Origin of the sequence: Bartonella sp. 1-1C (assembly GCF_002810325.1) — a bacterium.
Taxonomy (GTDB): domain Bacteria; phylum Pseudomonadota; class Alphaproteobacteria; order Rhizobiales; family Rhizobiaceae; genus Bartonella; species Bartonella rochalimae.
This window is the reverse complement of record NZ_CP019489.1, coordinates 296,300-319,185: the sequence shown is the minus strand read 5'-3', so window position 1 is coordinate 319,185 and position 22,886 is coordinate 296,300. Positions and strand designations below refer to the sequence as shown.

Genomic DNA, 22,886 nt, shown 5'->3' with positions numbered 1-22,886 from the left:
GAATACATTATGGATTATATTAAATAAATAAACACACTTCAAGTTATTATCATAAAAATAAGGTTTTACGTATTGGATTTCTCTATTAGCATTTACTAAATGAAAACTATCCAATAAATAAAGTTAAGCTTTACACTGAATACAAAAAAGCATTTCTTAATAAATTTATAAAACTGAATTAAACGCATAGATAAAAGGCTGATCAGCAAAAGGCTCATTAGCCAATTTTTCTAGGGCTTTAGCAAAACTGATAAATACAAAACCAATCCTTGATTTAGAATTGATAACGTAAGCCACCAGAAACACTAATTCCAGAAAAGCCAGCTTTGGTTAATTTATGTTGGTATAACAAGTCACCGTGAAGTGCTATCCTATTAGACAATTGGGCATGAACACCTGTACCTGTTTCAACTGTAGAACCAAATGCACCTAACTGAAACGCATCTTTAAAATGCACTATCCGCTTCTTTTCATAACTATGCGCAACATGAAGTTTGGTATAAAAGGAAACAACATCTGCATTTTCAGAAGAGGCAAAAGCTTTTATTAAACGACCACCTATCCGTCCTACCAATTGATCATGGCTTCCTAAATCAATATCAAACCGATCTATATCACGCGCTTGATCAAACAGCAGAGACTGATAAATAACTTGAAGCTGTGGCTCAAGAATAAAATCATGATAGCCTGTGATAATAGACTGACCGCCCGTCAAAGACGCATTCAAAAGTCTCCCTTTTAGTTCTGCTGTTTTTCCCCGAGAAAGAGTGACAACATCGCCCTTAAAAAAATCATACGAGATAAAGCCATTTGCATAAAAGCCTGTATCATGATCCAAATTCGCATAAAGCTTGCCAGACCATTTATCAAAAACACTCTTTTGACTGTGTTTAACTGCACGAGGATGAAGAGAGAGCTGACCATAACCGCCCATAAATCCAAAGGACGAAGCACTATGTTTGCTCTCTAATGTATTTAATACAATTCCTGCTGTCGCATTGTTATAGTCAAGATCAGCTCCATAACCATATTCAAAAACGGACAAATTGGAAGTATAACGATGGTTGCTACCATAACCACGGATAAAAAAGTTTGTCTTTCTCTTTTTATCCGCTTCATGAGAAGCACTTTGCATGATTTCCAACAGTTCACGTTGATTACTTACATCGACCAAACCTGTATGAAATAAAGCATGAGGTAAAAGCAAATAACTTGGAAGTTGTGGCACAACCGCTAGTACTCTCTTGCTAGGAAAATCTGGTTTTATCGGATCCTCAGGTTTTGAGGGCACTGATGGTTCCGGCGATGGTGCTGGTGCTGGTTTCGGCACTGGAGGTTCCGGCGATGGTGCTGGCGCTGGTGGTACTGGTTCTAGTTCTGGTTCTGATAGAGAAATATATTCACTTTGCAGCCGATAATCCCAAAAATTATTATTAGGTTTACCTTCTTTTTCCTCATTCTTTCCAACCAATTTTTGTCTCGGATCTGCTTGCCCTAATTGAGAACTTGGACCATAAGCAAAAAGCTTATATCGATAAGGAGAAGCATCTACTGTAATATAATCACCCTTCAGTTTGAAGGAACGTTCTTGCGCTGTACCAGAAACTTGAATAAGCGAAATACCCTGAGTATTTCCAACATTATCCGTGCTTATACTTACGTTTTCCCTTCGATTTTCTGAAATAGCTTGTATATCAATTGTAGTTTCCCCATAAACATTACCATGGATCAAAACTCTGTCAGTTTTCTGACTATCAAACGAACCATTAAAACTTAAACTTGTGTTTAAATGAATCTGCGCATTATTCTTCGCAATATAAACATCGCCAACCCCTTTCCCAATGTGAAGTGTTTTATAATTATAAGCTTCAGGAGACTTGAATCTCTTAAAATTAATAGAACTATTATCAAGACCAAGTACTGAAATATAAAAATTGTCTAAATCTTGTGAATTTTTCTGTTTTGTTTGTGTTAAAAACCATACAGAATTACCGCTCAAATAAAATTCAGCAGTAGAGCTCTCATCAACATAGCTCCCCCCTGTCAGTAAAGAATTATCAGCTAAGACAAGAACAGAAGATTTCTTTTCAGCCATTAACAATAAATGATCAGCGCTAATAGAACTGTTGAACAGACTAATATTACCTCCTGCAGCACCGGCGCTATAAATAGCTGAACCACCTACAACGTTCAGTTTTGTATCTTTTAAATTAACAAGTCGTATTGGAAATTTAATATCTGCAATATCTAAATTTTTTTTATCCTCTTTGCCTCCTACTATTGCATTATTTACTTTCTCTATTGTATTGTCTGCTGGATTCTCTCCTCTAAAATATATACCGTAGAATTCATCTCCTTTTACCTCGATAGTTGCTCCTTCGATATTAGCTTTCGTTATGTTAATATTACTTTTATCAGTTTGTAAATTTTCATCCAATGAATCCAAAGAAATAGAATTAGAAGTAGCAACCGTATTGTCGATTAATAGGCCAAAAGCATTAATAACGTTAATATTGCCATTCTTAAAATCAATATAACCGCCCTGATCTATATAAAAAACAGCGTAATTTTTTTGTTCTTTTGTCATACCTGTTCCGGTAATATGAGTACTATCGAAAGTGACTTTCCCTCCCAACGCGGTATAAGCCCCATTACTGTTTGTAAAATTAATTAATCCACCACTTTTAACCTCAACATTTGCTCCCCCCATACTCACAAGGCTTGCTTTTCCGTCTTTGGTCTCAATCTGTGAATTAATTAAAATAACATTCGTTGGTTTTCCCAACGCCTGAACAGCTATGTTGCTCTCTTTAATCACACCATTGTACATCCCAATTATTCCATTGCTTACATTAAGCGCTACATGTGTATTGCTCACGACCGACTGTGTTAAAACGACTTTTCCTTCTTTCAATACATCAACACCATATATATTACTTTCGATCTTCCCAGCCTTTTTGGGCATTTTATCTACACCACCAAGGGTTATATTTGTCCCGTTAATATTTACACCTTTCCCTTCTGCTATTATTGCCTGAAAATTCTTATTGTTGATTATTTTTTCCCCGCTATTAGTACATTTATAAGTCAACGTAGAACCTACATTATTTTCATCACACTCAGATGAGTGATTGGGGGTTGACTTCACACTATTCTGAAAAAAACAAAAAATAGTTGCTGTAAAAAAATATAAATAACTATTAAATACTTTGATCATAATTCATTTCAAACTTTCTCCCCTGCATTTAAATATGAAAAGCTCCCACTCAAAATCAGAAATACAGAAATACAAAGTTAAGTAAACTCTATATAATTTAATACATTTTGTGTTTTATGTAAAGATAAATCTATAATAAAAAAAGATTGCACAAAAGATTTATCAGACAGGTAAATTAGAATTGATCAATACTCTAACCAAAAACCAAAGCATTCTTCCTATAAAGCCCTGCTTTAGTAAATTTATGCTTATATATCAGCTTACTATGAAACACTATATTGATAAATCATTGGACCAAATATCTAAAAATATTTCTATTGTTGAAGCAATATTTTCCAACTAGAACGCATCTTAAAATGCAAAACCCATTTTATTTCGTAACTATGTGCATAGGAAATTTTCTATACAGAAAATAACACACACCTCTTTGAGCATTGTAAAAGGTAACCAAGAGGCTAGTAAATAACCTACAACTGCGTTTCAAAAATAAAACAATTAAAACAAATCATCATCAAAATTTATTCTCGTTAAACTCGTCAAAGAAGCACTTACAAACTTACCTTTTAATATTTTTTTATTGCAGCTTTAAATTATCATATTTCTCTTAATAGACAAAAGTCCATTCATATAAACATGTGCTACATGTATGTCATTCATTATTCCTGATCACTTATTTCAAGGTAATGTTTTGATTTTTTTCACTATCCTAAGATTTGAAGAGATAATTTATCAAAAGTTCCTAGTCTGGCAAAAAAAGGTGGTATATAATTATGCATCACCCTCTAACGTATTGAATACAATATTTGTTATTATAGAATTAACTTTATTACCCATATTGAAATATAAAATATTATTTTCAAATATTTATATGATTTTTCTTATCTTAATTATAAAGTAAAAATATAAACAATAACCACATTATTCAATAACTACGAAAATGATCTTTTAAATTAATCAATTCCACTTGTGCTTCATTCTGCTATCTTAGCTTTTATATCTCGATTATAAAGTTATCATCATTATTGAAATAAATTATATACTATAAATTTTCTCATCGCTCATTTTATAGTTGAATCTTAAATTATCAATATTAAACGCTCATTGTTCTAGAGATATCTCAATTATTTCAGATAAGATATTGAGTAATCTTAATATATTTTTTAGAATGGTCCCTCTTTATAGATTCTAAAACCTTTGGTGAAACACGTTATTAAATCACTAGCAATTTTATATTATTTTCTGTATCGGTTTTCTTTGGAAAGTTTAAACTTTTTTATAAATAAATTAATATTTTATTATTGATATTTAATAAATTTCTTAATCATAATTCTAATATAAAATTTATATTTTCTCTTAATAAAAATCGAGAATATAACAGTAAAATAAATGTAAATATATCGTTTTGCTACACAATATGTATTATATAATTTATTATTTACAGAATAATACAACTAAATTACAGTTGTAATTTCATATTTTAAACTAAAAAAATAAACAATTTTTGTAAGATACAAAGAAAATTCTATCTTTCAAATATATAAATATGCATTACCTTTAGCAGCATAATTCTATCCAGAACATTTTATACTCCTCAGAATTAATTACTCTAAAATTAATGAGGCCATCTCAATAATTCATAACATCACTTCAAATAAAGTTTGATTTTACTTCATACATATTTCGATGCAAAAAACACTCTATATTTGCGTTTCTTCTGTATATGGACTAAAGTTGAAGAAAATTACTTACATCATATTGTATCATGTGAATCTATTCACTTCTTTTTTGGCAATGAATTTATGGTATCTGATCTCCTTCCTCTCGCCCTTTTACCTCTGGGCGCACATGAATATCATGGCAATCATCTTCCCTTTGAAACAGACTGGATTATTGCTGAATCTTTTGCAAAAGCACTTACCTTAGAAACAAAAGAGCAATTTCAAATCACACTTTTACCAGTTGAAAAAATTGGTTATTCTGTAGAACATATGAATGTTATTGGTACACAAACATTGACCTTTTCTGGGGCTATAGAACGCTGGATAAACATTGGTGAACATTGTTATCATAAAGGCATCAGGCGTTTTCTTATCCTTAATGCTCATGGAGGCAATGCGCCTTTAATGAATATCGTCATTACAGAATTAAGAAAACGTTTTTCAATGCTTGCAGTAGCTACAAGTTGGAGTCGTTTCGGATTGCCAAAAGGCTTAATGGACCCATCTCAGATACATCTTGATATCCATGGTGGATTTATTGAAACCTCCTTAATGCTCTATTTAGCACCAGAAAAAGTACATATGGAAAAAACAGAAAATTTTCATAATAAGCAAGCTGAGATGATTCAAAATTATCAATATTTACGAGCCTATGGACCTCATGCTTTTGGATGGATGATGCATGATCTTAATGAACAAGGAGTAGCAGGAAATGCAAGCCAAGCAACAGCACAAGCAGGTGAAGCAATTTTTTCCCATGTTCTCTGTGGACTTCGCGCTTTACTTGACGATATCAAGAAATTTAAAATAGATGCATTACAATGAAAGATATAATTATGGAAACAATACCCAATACATCTCCTAAAATTCCTGTTACAGTCCTTACAGGATATCTTGGATCAGGAAAGACTACCCTTCTTAATCGTATTTTAAATGAAAATCATAACAAACGTTACGCAGTTATTGTCAATGAATTTGGTGAAATTGGTATTGATAATGATCTGATTGTTGAATCAGAAGAAGAAATTTATGAAATGAACAATGGTTGTGTGTGCTGTACAGTGCGTGGCGATCTTATCCGCGTTTTGGAAAGCCTAATGCAACGCTCTAGTCGATTTGATGCTATTATTATAGAAACCACAGGAATTGCTAATCCTACTCCAGTTGCACAAACTTTTTTTATGGATGACACTGTACGTGATAAAACAGCCCTTGACAGTGTCATTACGTTAATTGACGCAAAACATCTGCCACTTCAGCTGAAAGAAAGCCGAGAAGCAGAAGATCAAATTGCCTTCGCCGATATAATTTTGCTCAATAAAATTGATCTTGTCAGTGCAGAAGAACGAGCACATATTGAATCACTTATTTATACCATTAATTCCAATGCCATTATTTATGCAACAGAACGTGCAAACATTCCTCTTAATAAAATTCTTAATCGTGGTTCATTTGACTTACAACGAATTCTAGAAAACGATCCTCATTTTCTTAATCATGAAAATCCTGATCATGTATGTAGTCCCGAATGTGATCATGAACATCATCATGGGCACAGCCATAAATCACTTATGCATGATGTAACGATAACCTCTATAAGTTTAAAAACAGGTGCTCTTCAAAAAGAAAAATTTTTCTCATGGCTTCAACAAGTTACCCAAGAACAGGGTCCTAACATTTTACGTCTAAAAGGTATTATCGCGTTTCACGGAGATGACGATCGTTATGTGATCCAAGGTATACATATGCTTCTTGAAGGCCAACATCAACGCCCATGGCGTCAAAATGAAAAACGTGAAAGCCGGCTTGTTTTTATTGGTCGTTCTCTCGATGTTGAGAAATTAAAAACTGATTTTGAAAATTGCATATAAACGAGTCAAAATGCCAAGTATTACTCCTTACAATCTCAAAAGTTATTGTTTATCTTGTGGTTTTATTAACGATAAGCCAGCTTTTGTTTCAGTAGAAGGTTTGATTGTTTTCCTTCAACCAAGCCCACAAATTATTGAAGTGCATAAAGGCATAATTTCAAGCCATTTTTCTCCTGATAAGACAGCTATTATAACAGGTGGAGAAGATGGGAAAATATGCAAAACAACAACAGATGGTCGCATAGAGATATTGGGCATACAAAAAGGCAAATGGATAAACAGTGTTTCTTTCGGCCCACATAATGTATTTGCTTTTGCATCTTCGCGTTTGATGATAACTAATATTGGTAAAGGTTTACAAGAGTTTTATCATAAATACAGTGTAGAAGGTTTAGCTTTCGCTCCGAAGGGATTACGACTTGCAGTTGCTCACTATAATGGTGTTACCCTTCATTGGTTGTTGACGCAAACAGTGCCAACCACATTAGAATGGAAAGGAGCACACTGTGATGTTATTTTCTCACCAGATAATCATTATGTAATTTCCACAATGCAAGAGAATGCCTTACATGGTTGGCGTCTTGCTGACAAACAACATTTACGCATGAGTGGCTATCCAAGCAAAGTTAAAAGCTGGTCTTGGAGCACAAAAGGAAAATGGTTAGCAACATCAGGTGCATCAGCTGCAATCGTTTGGCCTTTTCATACGAAAGATGGTCCAATAGGCAAAGCACCGTTAGAACTTGGTATACGAGCAAATGCGCTTGTTAGTATAGTTTCATGCCATCCAAGTAAAGAAATTGTAGCTATTGGCTTTAATGATGGAATAATTTCATGTGTACATTTTAGTGACGGAAAAGAAATATTTCTTAAACTTTGTAGCAAGAGCGCTATTTCAGCACTCAATTGGGATAAAACAGGCCATTACCTTGCCTTTGGCAGTGAAAATGGTGAATGCGGCATCATAAATATAACCACTTAAAAACATAACAATAAATTACTTCTTATGCTTTTAAATTGATCATATACTCTCTATCAATATTTGCTCTAAACAAGACCGCTGTAATCCACTGATCGATATGCTCAATCACTATCAAAGGCATATGAACAAATAATTAAGTATAAAGCCCCTTTTTCTACCACTGAATATAGTTGTTAATAATCTATACTCACATGAAGTTAATTATAAAATATACTTAAAATGCTAACTAGCTGAAAATTATTATTAAAATAATTTTGGAAAATGGCCACTAATCGCTGCTTTTGTGATCAACCAATAGCGATACAGTAATAATGAAGTTGTATTTTCCTGAAAAACTTTTGCTCCCAACTGTACTGTTTTTTGCAAAGATGCCGGCGTAACTGCTAGTGGGAGAAATGCTGGTTTAAGCGTTTTAGGCAAAGTAACAGAATAATCATAAAACTTAAGATAGTAATCTCGTGATAATGCTACCATAGCCTCAATAATCTGTTGTTTTTGTTTATCATTGATACAATTAGAATTTAGCTCTTCCCGACTTATCCCCAAAGCCTCCAACATATCGGTAGGAAAATAACATTGATATCGTGATTGCGTCAATGGTAAAAGACGTAATATACCACTTAACGCTTGAGCTATTCCCCCATATTTACAAACATCTGTAAAATTTGGTGCCACATCAAAATCTAATATCTGGCAAGACAACTGCAATATTGTACTTGCTGTTTTACTACAATAAGCTTCAAGATCGTGAATAGTTGCTATTGGATTATTGTAAAGATCAAAAATACGCGCATCACAATAGTGTAAAAAAGTTATCTTGGATAACTTAAACAAAGTAATTGTTTTTAATAAATCATTTAAAATCGGATTACTCTCACTATTTTGTTGTTCATCGTTAGCAATAGAATCGCGCCACCAACGTAATCGTATTTCACCCATAAGGGGATCACGCACACTTTCGCGAATACGAGCAATCTCTGCATTAAAAGCGTAAAGAGCGGTTAATGCTCTGCGTTTTTGTTTGGGTGCAAATAAAACTGATATATAACGATCACGATCTGTATTACGTAAAATATCAAGACAATAAGGAAGAAAATTTGTCATTCTCTATCGCACCTATCAATACCTTTTTTATATCATACAAGTTATTTTTTATTATATTTTTTAAATTTAGGAATTCTCAAATAAATGTGAGAGAAAAGGGAATAGGAGTTCCTAATATGCCTCTACAAAACATACCCTTTTTTGCCACCTTTCTCTAATAATTTTTTAAATTTTTCTAAGTCATGTTATGAAAAATTATCAAATGTTCTAATAAATATACCAACAATTTCACGATCACATGAATCAGAAGATTTGCTTATCAAGCTCTTGCTCCAAGCATCTATTTCTTTTCTTAAAAGATAAGCTGTTTCTTGATTTAAAGCGTAGAGCTTGATGATCGTTTGTTCTATTAAAACAGGTATAGATTTTTCTAATCTCGATGGAAAAAATGCTACAGATAAATCTAATTTTTAGCCATATCTAAAAGGCATTCTGAGTGATCAATACGAAGTTTGCATAAGATTTTGTCAAATGATGTAAGCATTTTAAAAGTCTTGTTAGAAAAAAATATTCTCTTGATTCTAAGAAATATTTTTGAAACTTTCTTCAATTATTGCAAATAATGACTTCTTTTTGAGATGTTTTTTTATAGTTTAAATCCTATTTATGTGCTCAATATTCTTATATTTTTTTAGAAAAACAGGGGAGAACTATCGTGCCAAAATCTTGCGCTCCTTGCTTAGAATAAGGCAAAGTGTACCATGATTTTTTCATACCAATGATGGTTTTGGCAGCAATGCCAAATTCGCGTTTATAATCAAAAAATTCCTCTTCAAGATGATAACGTGGTTCATCCTTAACACGACCATTATTACGACCATAAGCCAAGATGACACTTTGCGCACCAAGAAAAACAGCACGACGAACAGAAAGAACAGGCTCTTGTGTTTTTGAATGAACACCATGAGGGACATGTTCAGCCTCCCGTAAAACAACGCCATTATACATGCCCAATGAGCCATCAAAAATGGGATTTTTAGCGCGGCTTCCACTATAAACCGCTTTGGTAATGTCAAGCCACTGGCCAGCATCTGTATTGGTACGCAACTGTGTCACCTGCTTTGGGTGAAGATACATCACATAAACACTTTCTCCATTGACACGCACCGGTCCAATCTTAGGATTAGCCAGTTTTGCACGTTCCACAGCCATATCGATCAGAGATAATGTAAACTTATCGTCTTTTGTGAGCTCTTCATCAGCCTTTTTATTCTCTGGACGAAAAACGCGCAATTTACTCGGCTCTAATGGCTCATTAAAACCACAATGCACTGGTTGTATCGTTGTTGTATGCCCCTCAAACTTCATCCATGGAGCGGTATACCCTGCAGCTTGAATAAAGAACATCATACTCAATCGATCAGCATACCAATCAACAAGTCCACTCTTGACTTCTTCACGCAAATTAAAGGGAATACGTTGTTGATCAATCGTCCCTTCGTATTTAACACGCCCAGCATGAGAAAGCTCATTGATCCGCACTGTTTCATTCCCTTCCAGTGCTTGCCCTTCAGTCACATCAACTCCTATAAGCTAAGCACATAATCTAGTTTTGACTGCATCACCCGCTGTTTTATTCAAACTATCCACAACTTGGATGATACTATTTGTATTTGTTCCCATTAGAGGAGCTATCGGTGTCACTTTTGAGCTTTCTGCGCCAAGTAGCTTAGACCAAATCTTAACGGCTAAGGTATGATTAATATTTATGTTTGTTGTTGCCATTTCAAAAAATGCCTTTCTTTGTTTTTAAATGAGCCTTACGGCATAACCAAGCAACCACAACCACTTGGTTATCTCTTCTGCACCACTGCGCATCTCTTCACATCCTGCTCATGAGGTATTCATATTTTTCTTTATTCTTCTCAACCCATGCAGCAATTTCATCTCCCGACATGGAAGAAAGTGTTCTCACATCAACACTGCCCAAGGGAACCTTCCCACCACGCGCGGCTAAGGTCCGCGCTGCTGTGTTACGCTCTTGGAGAGCTTCAACCTCATTGTTATTCTGGGGGCCGCTATAGCCAAAAGCCTTTGCCTTTTGCACAAGCACATCGATGGGGTTGACGCCTGCTTTTTGGCACTGCTGACAGATTTGACGCAATTCAGCACCAATTTGCTGTTCCCTCAGTGCAGGATCTTTCCATTGTGGGTAGAGACTTGCTTGCATTTTTAATGAATTATCAGCAATCTCATAGAGATAATTTGTGATCTTTTCTAAATCAGGATATTTATCTTGAACCAAAGGCGCTATTTTCACGTGCCTTATCATCTGGGTCACCCCCTATCCTCTCCCGTAGCCTGTAACGGCAATGCTTTACAAAGCAAGACATCATTTTCCTTTTTGATCTACTCGTAGATAGACAATTAAAATACTTTATTAAGCATATTTGTATCCTTTTTGAAGGAAAATAAAGAACTCAATAAATGAAATTCGTGTACACAAAAACACTCTTTTTATATAGCATATACCTTTCTAAATTTTCAATAGAAAAACATTATAAATATATGATAAAATTAATTTATTTATATTTTTATTTTTTCTTTTTATTGTGTTATTCATCATTTTATTATTGTTTATTGCTCTTCAAAAAATATCCTCTATAAAATGCCATTTATAGCAGAAGTTGAACGACGCAAAAACACCAGAAAACACCAAAAGCTTCCAGAGAATAATGAACAACCTTTTAAAATGGGCAATTCAACAAGATCTTTTACAAAACAATATGGCCTCTCTTTACACGATAGAGGGCAAGCCATAAAAAGTTAGCTTTAGAAGCAATCAAAAACACTCTAAAAAAGTAAGGGACAAGAACAAAAGATCCAATAGAACAATAATTACGAAAATCCCTCATATTTAATTAACATACTGATTTTATTAATTATATCATTCTATCGCAAATAACAATGCAGCAACTGAACGATTTTCAGCCAACAAAACATTAAATGTACGTACTGCAGCTCCTGTGCTCATTGTGTCTGTCGAAATATGCTTTTCCCATAAAAGACACCGCAATTTTTCAGGTAAACTCAATAATTCAAGTCCAGTACCTATCAATAAAATCTCAATCTTATCTGCTTCTTCCAAAATACGAGAAAGATTATCCTGTGTAGGAAGAGGTCCTGCCATGTCGATACCATAAATACCCGATGGTAAACAAATAATAGAACCCTTATGAGACATATCTGCGAAACGAAATCCTCCATTCCCATAAGCATCAATAGGCGCTCGCCCTGGAAAATGCGCTTCACGAATCTGAATTGCATATGACATAGCAGGCATCCTTATTTTTGGAAACCGAACTGCATTTTTCTCTCCTAAATTATTAAAAGAAAATAATAACACTAACCAACGCGGATTATAACACGCTACCAAAGATGCATAAAATATTTAATATCAATATTACCAAAATGAGAAAGAAGATAGTACCCTAAGTAAAATTGCAAATAATATCAAAAAGTTTGCAATAAAATACAACGAACACCCATACTATAAACAAACAAAAGCATCCTTATCTGTTCTCTTCAAAAAACTTGATCATACATAGCAAATATCTTGAGGAATAAAACAAATATAAACTGCTGTAATATTTCAGCAATTAAATGAATTTATTAAAAACAATCTCTATAAAATAAATAGAAATCCAATTCCATTTATTACTGATCAAGCCCTAATGTATCTATAAAAAATAACTCTTCAAATAATCATATAAAATAACTATGTTTTTGGTTTATTTTTCTTTTGTATTACTTTTTTTACTTTAGATGCAGAAACACTTTTCTTCACTTCCACCTTGTTTTCAGAAGTTTTTGATGCTTTTAGCTTAGCACTAGATTTTGATTTTTCTTCCAATAGTGGCTCACCTTTAATCCGAACATCTGCTAATGTTGAACGAATAACGCGAATACGTATACCTTCACTAATTTCAACTTCTAATTCGCCACTTTCATCATAAACTTTTGTAACCTTACCAATAATACCTCCACCCGTTAAAACTGTATCTCCACGACGCACAGCATTAAGCATTTCCTGTCTCTTTTTCATTTGCGCACGCTGTGGACGAATGATCAAAAAATACATAATTGCAAAAATTAAAATGAAAGGGACAAAGGTAATAAATGATGTTCCATTCGAAGTATGACTTACAGCCTGAGCATAAGCATTAGTAACCAACATTTTTATCTCCTATAGATTAAACTTCAAGTATCTCTCACTTTTACAAATAAGTTTTTGCTTCGGAAGAAAAAAGCCCATCTAAATACTGTAAAACTACATCAGATAGTTGCAACTTTTTCAAAAGGAATAAAATTTTAAGAAAAAGAAAGCAACAAACAAAAATTTTAAAAACAGATTTTATTCGTTTTTTCGGATATCATGTAAATACCAGCTTTTCTCTAAATTAAACAGCATAATACTTGAAAACTTGTCATTCCAAATACAGCAATCATTCCATTTTTTGCATATTTTTACTGACTTTCTCAGTTATTTTTAAATAGAGTCCTTCAAGAAACATGTACTCTTAATTTATATTCTCCTTAAACATTCTAGCTAAACATCATGGAGAATACTATTCATTCTATTAAAAAGAATAGAATTTGTACTCTCCTAGATAAAAAATCTTTATATATTCCCCAAAAAAAAACCCGAAAGCAAAAACTTTCGAGAACTATAAACTCAGAATTTTACAATACATATAATAATATGGCGCCTTTAGAAACTATTTTTGAAACATTGTCAATAGAAAAATACTATATATTGATAAAATCTATATGAATCATCTATAGCTAAAAGGTTTACAAATTGATTATCAACAAAAGGAACGCCATTTATATGAAATTAGTGTTACTTTCAAAAACAATAACAATAAGTATCCCCTTAGCTTTCATTATGTGTGGTATTGGAATATGGGCTACTTTTTCAATTATTTTCAATTGTTTTCTCTTGAAACCAACATTTATTACTCACGCTTTCATCATCTCTTCTATCATTTCTTTTATTGTCATATTTTTAAAATCATGGTTCACAGCTTTTTTTATAGTTGGAATAGTAAGCTGCGGAGGTGTACTTATGAGTCATTTATTTAACCAGTTACTCCTACTGTGGTTTGCTGTAGAACTTCTAATGCAATAGTTTTTCACATTTTTATAAAAATTGATAATTTAAAAACTATTTATGAAAAATCCCATGATTGCATTTAAAATAAATTCATATTTTTTGTTCGTTTTAATGCTTGAACAAAATATTATCAAATGTCTTCCACCCTTCATTTAAAACGTTTGCTAAATCTTTATGAGGGTTATCCTATAACTTAAGGTAATGATTACTGTGACTTCTATTACAACCACATTCTCACAAGATCCTAAGCCTGTAGGATCTTTATTCTTCGTACTTTATATCTTCTTCCTGTGTGTAAAGTTTAGGAGAACTGGATTAGAATAGACGACACTCTCAATAACCAGCAATAATAACATAACTCGAAATGACGCTCTTATCTTACCTATTAAATGAATAATACCCTCGACGACCGATACAACTTGACAAGTGAAATGCTATTTAAGTTAATCACGCAAGAACTTAAAAAAGCATTATAAGGAATGCTTATATTTGGAACAAAAGCAAACAAATTCACATGATCTTGAATTATTTTACTTGATCTCCTCTTCATCCTAAAAGATGAGAATTACTACGAGCAGAACCTATATTGAAACATATAAATCTCTTCCTGCGTATTCCTACTGCTGATCGTTTATGCAATCACTGCATACGCTTTGCGTGCAAACCCTACCCTGAATATTTCTTATGCTTAAACAAAAGAATGTCATTACGATAATATCTTAAACTTCTTAAGAGTATTCATCTGATGCATGAAATGATACGCGCCTTACATCTCCAATCTAAAGGACAAAGTTTTATAATGAAAAAATAAAACGGCAACCGGTTTAATTTTCTAAGTATTCAGCAGGATCAACAGGGAGAGAATTCTTACGTACTTCAAAATAAACGCGCGGTGTTTTAGCGTCTCCTGAAAAACCAGACTTTGCAATTTCATCACCACGTCGTACCTTTTGCCCTCTATTAACAATAAGCTTACTATTATGCCCATAAATAGTAATAATATTGTTCTCGTGCCGAATCATGACAACGTTACCAAGCTCTTTCAACCCATTACTTGCATAAATAACAACACCATTTTCTGCAGCTTTTACTGATGATCCTTCAGGAACTGTAATATCTATTCCTCGATTAACTGCAGTTCCTTTCTTTTCACCAAAATGACTCAACAAACGCCCTCGCACAGGCCACCGCATCTTAGAAATACCCGTCGATTGTGGAGTTATAATATCATTTGGGTTAATAATTTGATCTGACGTATCATTTATAGACTTATGTGTTGTTGCTTGTATAGGAGATTTTTTTTCAATGTTTAACGTATCACTTTTAACTACAGGCTTAGTTTTTACGGAATTCTGAGCTACATATTTAGGAGCTTTACCCTGTTTAGCAGGAGATACAGTCTTAGATTGAAATGAAGATACATTTTTTGATGCATCTGAAATATTATTTTGAATATTTGATGCCATCTTTGCACTTTGATCTGGAATAATCAACGACTGACCAATATAAATAGAATTAGCGTTTATACCATTAGCTAGCCTTAACGCATCAACACTGACACCCAACTGTTGCGCAATACTTAATAATGTATCCCCACTCTGCACAATATAAGAATTCTTTTTTAAAACAGAAACATTATTCACCTGTGAACGAGGAAGAGTTCCAAGATTTCGAGGCGGTATCCCCATAACCTGAACATCAGAAAAATGCTTGTTCTTATCAGGATAAAAAATTTCCTTTTGCCTTGAAGAATTATTATATGGGGAATTGTAATCAGCTTCCGAAATACTACTCGATTCTACAGGTGGCAATTCACTGCTTTGTATTTCAACATTTTGTGATAAAATTCGCGGATCATCAGTCATAGTCATGAATGTAGTTGATTGGGTAGGAGTAATATTATTATAAGAACTACCAGAAAAACGCTGCGTACTGGAACTACAACCAGTAGCTATTAATATCACCATCAAAAGAGCAACTTTTAGAAAAGTACACTTTAAAATTCTACTTGAAACCCTTATATGCATAGTTTTGCTCACTAGCCAATATTTAAACCATTCTATTAAAGCTTCCTAATCTTACCTAAGAGTTAAAATTAAAAAAATATCCATAAATACCCCTTAATAAAATCAAAATGTATTTGCTATTAGGTAGAATAGACAAAATATTTAGCAATATCTTAAATTCACAATTACAAAATTTCCGCAATATTTTCAATGAAGGGTTGATAACGTACTTGAAACATTTCTGAGCGTTCAAACTGGCTACCAATCTTTGTATAACGCATCACTTTTTGTACCCCTTCATCTGGCCCAATAGCTTGAATGAGAATCCCATTTCCCGCAAGAAGTTCTAAGCATTCTTTGGGTTCATTAGGACATGATGGCCAAATGAGAATACGATCAAATGATCCCAAACCTGTAACACCCCGACTTCCATCAATCTGCCGTATAATAATGTTCTCAATTCCCAAATGCTGAAATCTTTGCCGTGCTAAATCAATAAGTGTTTTATAACGATCAACTGTTGTCACACGATCACTAAGACAAGCCATAAGGGCAGTGCAAAAACCAGAACCTGTACCAATTTCTAAAACACGGTGCGTTTTTTTCAACGATAATGCGGAAAGAATCAAGAGCTGCTCCTCTAGACGCTCAATATATTCCCCACATTCAATCGGTATAACTTTATTATCATAAGCACTATTAAGCCAAGAAGCAGAAACGAATTGCTGACGTGGAACTTTCTCTAATGCTGCAAAAAAGTTTATATCATCAATGCCTTTACTGCGCATTTTCAACACAAGGCCTGCTAACTCTTCACGAAATCGTAAAATGCCTTTTTGCTCCATAATATCATTCGATCTCCAATACAATGGCTATCTTATTGTATAGACGAGTTCTCGGCTCATAAACAATTAAACCTTGCATATAAATATCATTAATTCACTGATAATTTTCTATACATAAAAACACAATAAAACCAATTAATTGTTTACTTTGATTTTTAAATTTCCTCTCAGAACTCATGCTCTAATGCATACCTCAATTCTCGATTCTTTATAAAAAACTACCAAGTATGAAAGGAAAAAATAATGAAATAGTTACCACGATGTATATGAATATTGAATTAAGTGCATAAGCGCAAAATAACTCTCATTATAATGTCCTCTTATATCATAACATTATAGAAATTATTAAGTCTCCAGTAGTTTGAACATATTCACACAAATTAAGTAATCTTAATCTTTGAAGCCCTCACCTTAATTAAGAACTAGGCTTATTAAGCACAACAAATTACAGGATTTGGAGAAAAACAAAATTTTATAAAATTAAAATTTGGGTTTCCTGAAATCCCTCCTTTGTTTATAAATGGAGGACTTGGATCTTTTGATTTTATACGATGCCTATATTATGCATGTATTAATCATAATAAATTTGAATGTATGCGTACTCCCACTTTTTTAGAAAATCATTAAGATAAAATTTAATGAGACCTTCGAAATACACTCCCTTATTGCCTTCAAATTGAACATGCTGAGATAAAAGCGTATTTAAAGAGATCTTAAAACAAGTTATGGAATCACTTTAAAGCATTATATTTTAATGCTCCCTTTAATCTTACAAACAAAATGAACTTTATTAAATTAAAAAATAGTGATAAAAATGAAACAAAAAGCTAAAAAATACAAATTGTTTACAAAAAATATTATAAAATTCCATTTTAAAACTCTTGTGAAAAGTTCTGATCATTAAGAATTTTTACTTTTTCTGTTAAATAATTCTAGCTCCATTATAAACGCCTCATGCTGAAAATTTAATTAGTATTCATAAGGTATTCCTTATATTTCTAGGTATTCTTATAATTTTAATATTCCACCTATCATCCTAAAATAGCATCCATAGATGGTAAAAAATTATTCAACAGTAAGATCAATCGATAAAAGAATAAAAGATAATTCTACTACTTGACAATATTCCTCTTATGAAGGAAAAGAACAAAATGCTTCTTATTAATTCTTTAGCTCTAAATATAATAATAGCATAAACAGTGAAAATATATTTCCTGTTTTATGAATTGAACGTTGATTACGAAATAAAGAAGAGTGTGTGGGATAACTGTGAATGTCGGTTTTTTTATCATATTGCAGCAATTACAAAAAGAAGTTATTAAACTTTTGGTGCTCATATAATAAGAAGGAGGGTATTCTATTACACAACGTTTGAAATTTTGAAAAACACGTAAAAGATATAAAAAGGGGGATTATTTACTATAAGTTGATTTAATACTTTTTAACATAACATCGTAGAGGAGGAATCATGTCGATAAAAGATTCTGAAGCTTTCAAAAACGCAAAGAAATCATTACTGAACGTAAGTCTTAATTACACCTATGCTGACTCTGGAAATCCTTATACGTTAATAAATAAATTTAAGATACAAGATCATCAGCAATTTAAGATAAAATGTGCGCATCAAGTGGCAAAAGAACTTGTTAATTTGCATCAAGAACCAGCACCTGCAGAAATTGATCATGTTTACCTAAAACAACTTCACAAACGCTTATTTGGAGAAATATTTGATTGGGCTGGGCAAACCCGCGATAATCCAATTAAAATGTCAAATGGTAAAATTGCTACCATATCAGGAGCTGATCAAAATTCTCTTTTTGCACCTAATGAAAAAATCTCAAAATGCTTAAAGGAACTTGATGAAAAACTTCTTCAAATGGCTCAAAAAAACGGAACTGGAAATACCTCACAAGAAAAAATTCCAAATGAAAATGAATCGTTTAGTGGAAAGCTAGCGACTGTTTATGCACTACTTGGCCATGCACGTCCTTTCGTAGATGGCAATGAAATTACACAACGGTTATTTATGAATAAACTCTCTCAAGCTGAGAATAAAGATCTTGATTTTTCAGTTGTGACACAAAAACGTATGGAAGATGCAATTGTTAATGCAGCAAATGACAATTTAATCCCTATGCAACATCTGTTTGAAGATGCTTCTAATCCAGAAAACATCAAGGTTTTGAAAACAGCTATAAATAAAGTGAACCCTGAAGAAGCAAAAGAGATTGCAAGAGAAATTGTTACAACACCAATTCCAGGAAAGACCTATACGGGTGTCTATGAAAGTCGTCACTTAGATACTGTTGTGATAAAAACAAAAGATTCTGTGATTGTATGCAATAAATCTGTTATTCCAAGAGATTCGTTCCGGAAATTAAAGATAGGTGATGTAATCAGCTTTAAAGCTCTTAGTAATGTTAATGAAGTTTTCATTCCAGGAAGAGAATTACGTGATTTAACAGACTTTAAACTTATGGAAAAAACTGTATGTAATTCTTATGTTCAGCATCAAAGAAAAAAAATTGAGCGCTTGGCAAGAGTTGTATTTGGAAGTCATGAGAAATTATCCAATCGCTTGGAACGAGTTCATGATAATCCAAATTCAGCGAAAATGCTTTCTGAAACTATTTTACACAACCCTAAATCTATCGCCAATCTTGCAGGTTTTGGAAAATGTGGATTGAACAGTCCAAAACGTAATAAAGCTCTAAAAAGTCTTTCTGAACTCAATAATGCAATTTTGAAATATGCGGATGATTTGAAAGTTTCTAAAGAAGAAGTTCTAAGAGAACATAGAGAAGAACAATACCGTATTGCAAAAGACGTAAATTTACCTAGCAAAGAATTACAGTGTTATCTTGGTATGTCAAAAGAAGAACGTGAAAATGCTTTCAAAAAAGAAGGAAATGTTACTGTTTGCAAAGAGGCTAGTACTTTCTTAGGTCAAGTTAATGCTCGTCTTTCAGCAGTTGAACGTAAAATGATTAATAGTGGTGATTATGGATCTTTGGCTGAAAGCATTGGTATTCCAGAAGACAAAGCAAAACAAATTGTGGAGACCATTAAACAGGTCAAAATTATACAAAAGCAAGCGATGTTAAGTAAGGATCCCCGTCAACAAACAATGGCTATAGCCAGTTAATGACGTAAACCTTTTTAATATTTAGGGGGGGGTATTTAGAAAATAAGGTGATATTAATAAAGCATATTTCCTCAATATAAATGTTGTAATGAGATTTTTGTATGTAAGTTTATATGTGCTATATTGAGTATGAATAGTATATAAATACAAAATAAGCAGAATTGTCAGATGGTAGTTACGAATGTTTTATAAACAACTCAAAGAGAATGAAAAAATATGAATAATTTTTTTTCAACATAAAGGGAAATAGAATTAGAGGTTTCTCATTGATATAGTTTTAAGCATAATGATTATCAGATATTCGTTGACAATATTTAAGGTATTAGAAATTAAAGCACGCAAGATTATCAAAGTCATTAGAAAATAAGGGTATGTTAAAGAGAAATTAACTCAATCAAGCTTTTCAAGTCTCATTGTTAGAAAGTAATAGCTACAGTGAGGTGAAAATATAATAAAATTAGATACATGTAACAAAAACATTATTTAATTGAAACTATTTAGACAATATTAAATGAAACAATTGTTACAGAAAGATTTGTAAGCTAATACATCAATTTATTCAAGTATTGATACACATGAATCTATTATATGAATTTGGAAGAAAAGAAAAAAATGCTTAATGATGTTCTTATTTCACCAAAAGAATTGCCTTCTCTAACAGATGATCAGATTATTCAATCGGTCTTACAAGACTCTTTTGTTAAAGAAAAAAAAGAAGAACTTGAAAGTTTGTCAAAAACTGTATTTAAAAGCTGGAATACATTACCTTTTTTGATAAACCGGATAAATGAAGATCCAGATTCTGCAAGAATATTGGTGAATAAACTTAGATCCTCTCCTTTATCCTTCTCCAAGCTTGCAGGTTTTAAAATATTTGGATTTAAAAGTCCAAAACGTATAAAGGCTGAAAAAAATATTTTTAAACTTAGTCTAGTAGTTCAACAATACGGAAATGTTGTGCAAGAATCTAGAGATACAATCATTTACCATCATAACTTAGAACAAGCACGTTGTGCACGAAAAGTTTTAATACCTAGTGATGATATACAATATCTTCTTGATTTACCATATGACATGCTGTTGAATGTTTTTAAAAATCAAGATACTTACCAACTTGGTAAAAAGATATTGTTGTTTCTCAATTCAGTTGATATGCGTCTTTCAGCAAACGAGCTTCAAATGCTTGAAGCGCATAAGACAGATAAGTTTGCTAAAAGTATGGGTATATCAGACATTGAAGCGTCGAGAATGATAGATGTTGTCACAAAAGCCACAAAAGTACTGAACAAAATTAACATATTCCGGTCGAACACGCATAAAATAAGTGAAGCTCAAACACAAGAGTTGAGAAGTGAAGGAGTGTCCTCGGGTATCTACACAAATTATAATCCAAATGAAGCTCAAACACAGAGGTTGAGAAGTGAAGGAGTGTCCTCGGGTATCTACACAAATTATAATCCAAATGAAGCTCAAACACAGTGGTTGAGAAGCGAAGAAGAATACTCAGCTATCTATGATCTGAATGAAGCTCAAACGCAAGAGCTGAGAAATGAAGAAGAGTACTCCGGTATCTATGAAAGCTATGATCCGCATGAAGCTCAAACGCAAGAGCTGAGAAATGAAGAAGAGTACTCCGGTATCTATGCAAATTATGATCCGAATGAAGCTCAAACACAAGAGCTGAGAAATGAAGAAGAGTACTCCGGTATCTATGCAAATTGTGATCCAAATAGACCTTACGCGCGGATATTAAAGACAAGAAAAGAGAAATCGGATATTCATGATAATGACGATATCTATGATAATAAGGATATCTATGACAGTGCCAATATTCATGATAATGACGATATCTATGATAATAAGGATATCTATGACAGTGCCAATATTCATGATAATGACGATATCTATGATAATAAGGATATCTATGATAATCCGAATGCTCAAACACAGGAGTTGAGGAGCGAGGAAGAGAACTTCGGTATCTATGATACTGCTGAAGCACAGAGTTCTAAACGTTTTCTTATTCCGGCAAAAGCATTAGCGCCTTTAACCCCAAATGAAATTACTGATAAAATTAAAATTAATCCTGTTGTTCAAGAGCATGCAGAAAAAGTTCGAGATCTTTCAGAACTGGTATTTGGAGACCGAGAATTATTGAACAGCCATCTCGCACAAATTATTAAGTATCCAAAATTAGGAGAATCATATAGCCAAACACTCAAAACCTCTCCTGAATCCATTGCTAAATTTGCCGGCTCTGAAAAGTGGGGAGTAGGAAATTTAAGATATAGAGAAGCTGAAAAAAATGTCCCAGAACTCTGTCAAGCAATTGAAGAATATGGAAACATTGTGGAAGTACATCATAAACAAATTATTAAAAACCATGAAAAAGAACAAAAACAGATCCACAAATCGGTAGCAATGCCTAGTAATGAAATACAGCGTCTTTTAAATCTACCAAGTGATATGCGAAAAAATATTTTAAGAGAAAAAAATACTTCTCAACTTAACAAGGAACTTTCCGTTTTTTTAAATCAAGTTAATTTTCGTCTTTCAATACATGAACATATGGCAATTAAAGAAGATGATTATCAGACACTTGCTAGCAGTATTAAGGTATCAGAAGTTCAAGCACGCGAAATTATAAATTTTGTTAAAGAAGCAAAAACATGTCAACAAGAAATTAAAGATATAATATTTCCGCAGAAGAAAAGAGCGTTAGCTGTAGCTAGTTAAAAGTAGTTTCTTCTTTTGATCTTAATAGAAACAGAGCATTATAAAAAAGTTTAAAATTAAGAGAATATGATCCTATTTAAAGGACTGATGGGCGATAAAAATGACGAATTATTAGTTAAATTAGGTACCATTTATAAATAGTAAAT

At 32.8% G+C, this 22,886-nt stretch carries 12 protein-coding genes and 1 pseudogene; 5 read left to right on the top strand and 8 right to left on the bottom strand.

What is annotated here, in order from left to right; genetic code table 11:
* Window positions 1–274: 274 nt before the first annotated feature.
* Window positions 275–2,965: an autotransporter outer membrane beta-barrel domain-containing protein gene (locus tag B11cv2_RS01300; protein WP_158521538.1), complete on the bottom strand. Its 2,691-nt coding sequence runs from the start codon at window positions 2,963–2,965 to the stop codon at window positions 275–277.
* A 2,051-nt stretch (window positions 2,966–5,016) separates the two neighbouring features.
* Here B11cv2_RS01300 and B11cv2_RS01295 point away from each other — a divergent pair.
* From B11cv2_RS01295 to B11cv2_RS01285, 3 genes are read left to right on the top strand one after another with little or no spacing between them, the layout of a single operon-like run.
* Window positions 5,017–5,760 (top strand): creatininase family protein, encoded by a 744-nt coding sequence (locus B11cv2_RS01295; protein ID WP_100692979.1) that lies wholly within the window; start codon window positions 5,017–5,019, stop codon window positions 5,758–5,760.
* 11 nt (window positions 5,761–5,771) lie between these two features.
* Window positions 5,772–6,806 carry a GTP-binding protein gene (locus tag B11cv2_RS01290; RefSeq protein WP_100693925.1) on the top strand — a complete coding sequence of 345 codons (1,035 nt, stop codon included), beginning with the start codon at window positions 5,772–5,774 and terminating at the stop codon, window positions 6,804–6,806.
* Between the two features lie 10 nt (window positions 6,807–6,816).
* Window positions 6,817–7,788: a WD40 repeat domain-containing protein gene (locus B11cv2_RS01285; protein WP_100693924.1), complete on the top strand. Its 972-nt coding sequence runs from the start codon at window positions 6,817–6,819 to the stop codon at window positions 7,786–7,788.
* Between the two features lie 243 nt (window positions 7,789–8,031).
* Here the strand turns inward: B11cv2_RS01285 and B11cv2_RS01280 are convergent, their stop codons facing one another.
* The 7 genes and pseudogenes from B11cv2_RS01280 to B11cv2_RS01240 form a co-directional block, all read right to left on the bottom strand.
* On the bottom strand, window positions 8,032–8,892 hold the full coding sequence (locus tag B11cv2_RS01280) for a phytoene/squalene synthase family protein (RefSeq protein WP_100692978.1): 861 nt from the start codon (window positions 8,890–8,892) through the stop codon (window positions 8,032–8,034).
* A gap of 621 nt (window positions 8,893–9,513) precedes the next feature.
* A pseudogene (locus B11cv2_RS01270) lies at window positions 9,514–10,617 on the bottom strand (N4-gp56 family major capsid protein).
* A gap of 97 nt (window positions 10,618–10,714) precedes the next feature.
* Window positions 10,715–11,164, bottom strand: a complete 450-nt coding sequence (locus tag B11cv2_RS01265; RefSeq protein ID WP_199570339.1) for a hypothetical protein — start codon at window positions 11,162–11,164, stop codon at window positions 10,715–10,717.
* Window positions 11,165–11,779: 615 nt separating this feature from the next.
* Window positions 11,780–12,166, bottom strand: coding sequence for an Mth938-like domain-containing protein (locus B11cv2_RS01260; protein ID WP_035006221.1), 387 nt, complete (start codon window positions 12,164–12,166; stop codon window positions 11,780–11,782).
* A 444-nt stretch (window positions 12,167–12,610) separates the two neighbouring features.
* Entirely contained in the window at window positions 12,611–13,069 is a 459-nt protein-coding gene (gene yajC / locus B11cv2_RS01255; RefSeq protein WP_100692977.1) for a preprotein translocase subunit YajC, read from the bottom strand.
* A 1,763-nt stretch (window positions 13,070–14,832) separates the two neighbouring features.
* A complete protein-coding gene (locus B11cv2_RS01245; RefSeq protein WP_100692976.1) occupies window positions 14,833–16,035 on the bottom strand; it encodes a M23 family metallopeptidase in 1,203 nt (400 codons plus the stop codon).
* Window positions 16,036–16,199: 164 nt separating this feature from the next.
* Window positions 16,200–16,859: a protein-L-isoaspartate(D-aspartate) O-methyltransferase gene (locus B11cv2_RS01240; protein WP_100692975.1), complete on the bottom strand. Its 660-nt coding sequence runs from the start codon at window positions 16,857–16,859 to the stop codon at window positions 16,200–16,202.
* A gap of 1,468 nt (window positions 16,860–18,327) precedes the next feature.
* Here B11cv2_RS01240 and B11cv2_RS01235 point away from each other — a divergent pair.
* Entirely contained in the window at window positions 18,328–20,004 is a 1,677-nt protein-coding gene (locus tag B11cv2_RS01235; protein WP_100692974.1) for a BID domain-containing T4SS effector, read from the top strand.
* Window positions 20,005–20,592: 588 nt separating this feature from the next.
* Window positions 20,593–22,740, top strand: coding sequence for a BID domain-containing T4SS effector (locus B11cv2_RS01230; protein WP_100692973.1), 2,148 nt, complete (start codon window positions 20,593–20,595; stop codon window positions 22,738–22,740).
* Window positions 22,741–22,886: the final 146 nt, after the last annotated feature.